6 protein-coding genes are annotated in these 3,256 nt (G+C 44.9%); 1 reads left to right on the top strand and 5 read right to left on the bottom strand.

Going from position 1 to position 3,256, the window contains the following annotated elements; all coding sequences use genetic code 11:
- Positions 1–449: 449 nt before the first annotated feature.
- The 5 genes from HMPREF3119_RS19320 to HMPREF3119_RS02145 form a co-directional block, all read right to left on the bottom strand.
- A complete protein-coding gene (locus tag HMPREF3119_RS19320) occupies positions 450–614 on the bottom strand; it encodes a hypothetical protein (RefSeq protein WP_159298450.1) in 165 nt (54 codons plus the stop codon).
- 34 nt (positions 615–648) lie between these two features.
- Positions 649–948 (bottom strand): hypothetical protein, encoded by a 300-nt coding sequence (locus HMPREF3119_RS02160; RefSeq protein ID WP_070578242.1) that lies wholly within the window; start codon positions 946–948, stop codon positions 649–651.
- A 413-nt stretch (positions 949–1,361) separates the two neighbouring features.
- Entirely contained in the window at positions 1,362–1,667 is a 306-nt protein-coding gene (locus tag HMPREF3119_RS02155) for a hypothetical protein (protein ID WP_070578239.1), read from the bottom strand.
- Positions 1,667–2,101, bottom strand: coding sequence for a hypothetical protein (locus tag HMPREF3119_RS02150; RefSeq protein WP_139144827.1), 435 nt, complete (start codon positions 2,099–2,101; stop codon positions 1,667–1,669). Before HMPREF3119_RS02150 ends, HMPREF3119_RS02155 begins: the two co-directional genes overlap by 1 nt.
- Positions 2,102–2,192: 91 nt before the next feature.
- Complete coding sequence (locus HMPREF3119_RS02145; protein WP_235282610.1) at positions 2,193–2,870, bottom strand: XRE family transcriptional regulator; 678 nt, start codon at positions 2,868–2,870, stop codon at positions 2,193–2,195.
- A gap of 115 nt (positions 2,871–2,985) precedes the next feature.
- On the opposite strand from HMPREF3119_RS02145, the gene HMPREF3119_RS02140 reads away from it, so the two are divergent.
- Positions 2,986–3,174 carry a Cro/CI family transcriptional regulator gene (locus tag HMPREF3119_RS02140; protein WP_024473570.1) on the top strand — a complete coding sequence of 63 codons (189 nt, stop codon included), beginning with the start codon at positions 2,986–2,988 and terminating at the stop codon, positions 3,172–3,174.
- Positions 3,175–3,256: the final 82 nt, after the last annotated feature.

Genomic DNA, 3,256 nt, shown 5'->3' with positions numbered 1-3,256 from the left:
CTTAGTCAGTATTGGTGATTGGTGGCAGGTGCTGAACTCCTGCATTGCGTGTTTCAACCGCATAGACATAACGCCGCATCCGCCTGACCGGTTACCGCTACCCCGACGCTGGGCAATTCACGCTTGACGTCTCAGCGCATCAGTCTGCGCATTCACCAATCCCAATACTGACTGGATGCCCGTCTTTCCGGGCTGTCAGTCGCCAAGCCACTCGACGCAATTCAGCAAATCAAGAACGCGCTTATCCGTCGGCGGTCTGTTCTCTTTGTTACATTCTTTGCAGTTTGTTGCCGCTACCGGTTGACCCATGCATCCGCAGTCTATTCCTGGGCAGCAAATGCTAAACTCAATGCCGTCATTGCAGTACTTGTTGCTGCACTTCATATCCATCTCCTGTTATTAACTCACCATAGCCCACTCACCGAATGGGCTATAATTAGTATCTGCGCTCACACAGGCAATCCTGACCATTCACGGGCGTGTTTGCGATTTAGCAGCGCCATATCTACCGCCAGCTTTCTTGCCTCCGGAAATGACCGGTCAGCCTTTGCCATTGCCATATATTTACGCTGAGACTGTTTGCACTCTTGTGCATATAGTTGAGTAGTTGTCATGTCTATCCCCTTGCTGTAGTGCTCACACAACAGGTCATGCTCGCACTGTAATCCCGAAATCACCTTTCGGTTGTCTGGTCTTAACTCCGCTGAAAATTGCCACTTTAGGTAAGCAGCAGTTATCACCGGATGGGTAATACTGTGTTGGTTTCAGTGTCAGCACCGGACGTTCTTCTTTCGCTGGCGCAAACACTGAGTCAAAAATTTCCTCCACTGAGCGGCTTTTAGGCTTCGCTGCATACTCCTCACGCTTTCTGTCCCAGAACGCCATTTGCTTTGCTAACCGGCGGTTCTTCGCGTTGTCTTTCTTTGGAATAACAGTAATTGTTGCCATATTGCCTCCTGAGTAATTTTTGGTGGTGTAGTGCTGCGTCAATTGTTTCAGTCGGCATTACCCGCGTCTGCCGGTGCTACGCTCGCTTTTGCTGTGCGCTTGACTCTTCCGGATGATTTGCACTACACCCCAAAAACCACTCAGTGGTGATCTGACACTTATTCAGATCAGGTTCCCGATTATTAAAGAGCTAAATCCGTTTTATCTTTGGCTCCGTGCCGTTGATGGAATAACTATACAAGCATTGCTTTATCAAAACAAGAGTTACTTGTGTTTAATTTTATAGTAATTCCAATATCGCTTGTTATTTGCTTGATTTTACAGCCAATTTATTTTCAAAAAATCGTCACGATTGGACGCAGATCACACAGGCGGGGGAATTACAGGCACAAAAAAGCCCTCGCGGGGAGGGCCTATTTGGTTAGGGCGGAAATTATGTGTGGCATTGCGGGTAGTAACTGGGAAAAAATTACCGCACCAACCACCCATAAAATAATTTTGTTTGCTGATGTGGATACATCAGCTTTTGTTGCATAATTTGACTTTATTACTGCAACATCAGTCACTAAAGAGGCAACCTGAGATTCAAGTTTTTTAACTCTTTCAAGCATATCACTACCCCCGTCATCTCCATCGCTAAATGAATTATGAGGTGAACTTACTTTTTTTTCAACAGCGCTTCCGTCTGTTGGAACAATATAAAGTCTTCTGGTCACCATCAATCCCTCATCGGTGTAGCGGAGATAAATGAACACGTTTTCTCGTCTAAGACATCACTGAGCTCTCCATTAATGTCTTCATAAAGTTTGAAGGAAACATCATAAGACCCTGGTTTTTCAATGGTGACATTTTTAACATATAGCGATGACCCAATCATATTTGATTTCTGATCAATCCGGCTAAACATAAATGTTTCCATTGAGTTATTGTCTTGCTTGCTGCTGCCCAAAACCGAAATTCCATCGAAAAAAACGTCAAGTTCAGTGACATATTTTTTATTGCTTTCACAATACATCACAGATGTTAGGTAGAACGAACATGAAGAAGGGTAATTTTCAACAAAAAAAATAGGGTCAGGTGGCATAAAATGCGATATAGCAAGACCTGGCTTTATCAGCGTAGGGTAGAGTAAATTTATTTTTTCTTTTCTCATATCAGTCACTTTTCAAATCTGTTACTGGAAACAGTTCTTAAGAAATATAGGATTAAACCACACCCTAAAACGTGTCGTCAGGCCACTGTGACTAATACGCCATCACAGACCAGTTGAAGACCCTGCCCACGATTTTTACCGTCGTCGGGTCAGCTTCTTCATCCGGGAAGTCGATTGAGTTATAGCTGCGAATGATCAGTTTTCCCGGCTGGCGCAGTAGCTGCTTAATCCGCAACAGGCCGTCCTGCTCAATGAAGTAAATCCCACCATCAACAATGGTCTTATCGCCGCAGTTAACGAATACGGTAGTACCGTTCGGGATCACCGGCGACATGCTCTCACCATGCACAGGAAACGAAGCTACATCTTTCGGTGAAATGCCATAGCGACGAAGTGTCGAGCGAGAGAAGCGGAGTTTATAGCCGTTATTATCGCTCCCGCCATTGCATCCATTACCGGCGGCAAGCTCTATGCTTTTGTAATACGGCACCTCAACCTCGTCGTCATCAAGAGGCGTACTGCTATCCCATTCAGCCACTTCTCTTGGCTTGAAGTCTTTTACAGGTATTCCGTCTCGGGTATCGGATCCAAAAAGCAACCAATTAGCCTCAACACCTAGTATTTCCGCAATTTTAACCACTCGGTTTTTCTTTGGCTCAGTAACGCTCTCCCACTGCTGAACGGATTGGGGAGTAACGCCAACCTTTTCCGCCAGCTCTGCTTGGGTCATTTTTTTCGCAAGTCTCGCTTGCTTGATTCTGTCATGCATAGTTTTCATGCCTTCAATATACAAGCATAGCTTTTAGCGTTCCAGCAAGTTGCGCTTGCTTAAATAAAGTATTGCTTGTATTATTCTTGTGTTAATCAGTAAAAGGGAAAACACTATGAACGGATTAGATACTGCCATCAAAAAAGCAGGCGGCGTCCCTGCACTGGCTAAGTTGCTCAAAATTAGCGATCAGGCAGTTAGGCAGTGGGAACAAAAGGGTTATATCCCGCCAGCCAGGTACAAAGAAATTAACCAGTTGCTTGGCATTCCATTTGAAGAATTAGTCCATAGCAAAAAACAGTAACACCACCGCTCTTTACACAATTTAGCCCGTTCCGGATATGTGCTGGAACATTTTTCAACACAGCAACACCTCACAGGAAGTG

It is taken from the genome of Morganella sp. HMSC11D09 (assembly GCF_001807955.1).
Taxonomy (GTDB): Bacteria; Pseudomonadota; Gammaproteobacteria; order Enterobacterales; family Enterobacteriaceae; genus Morganella; species Morganella morganii.
The sequence above is the reverse complement of the archived record's forward strand: the minus strand, read 5'-3'. Positions and strand labels throughout refer to the sequence as shown.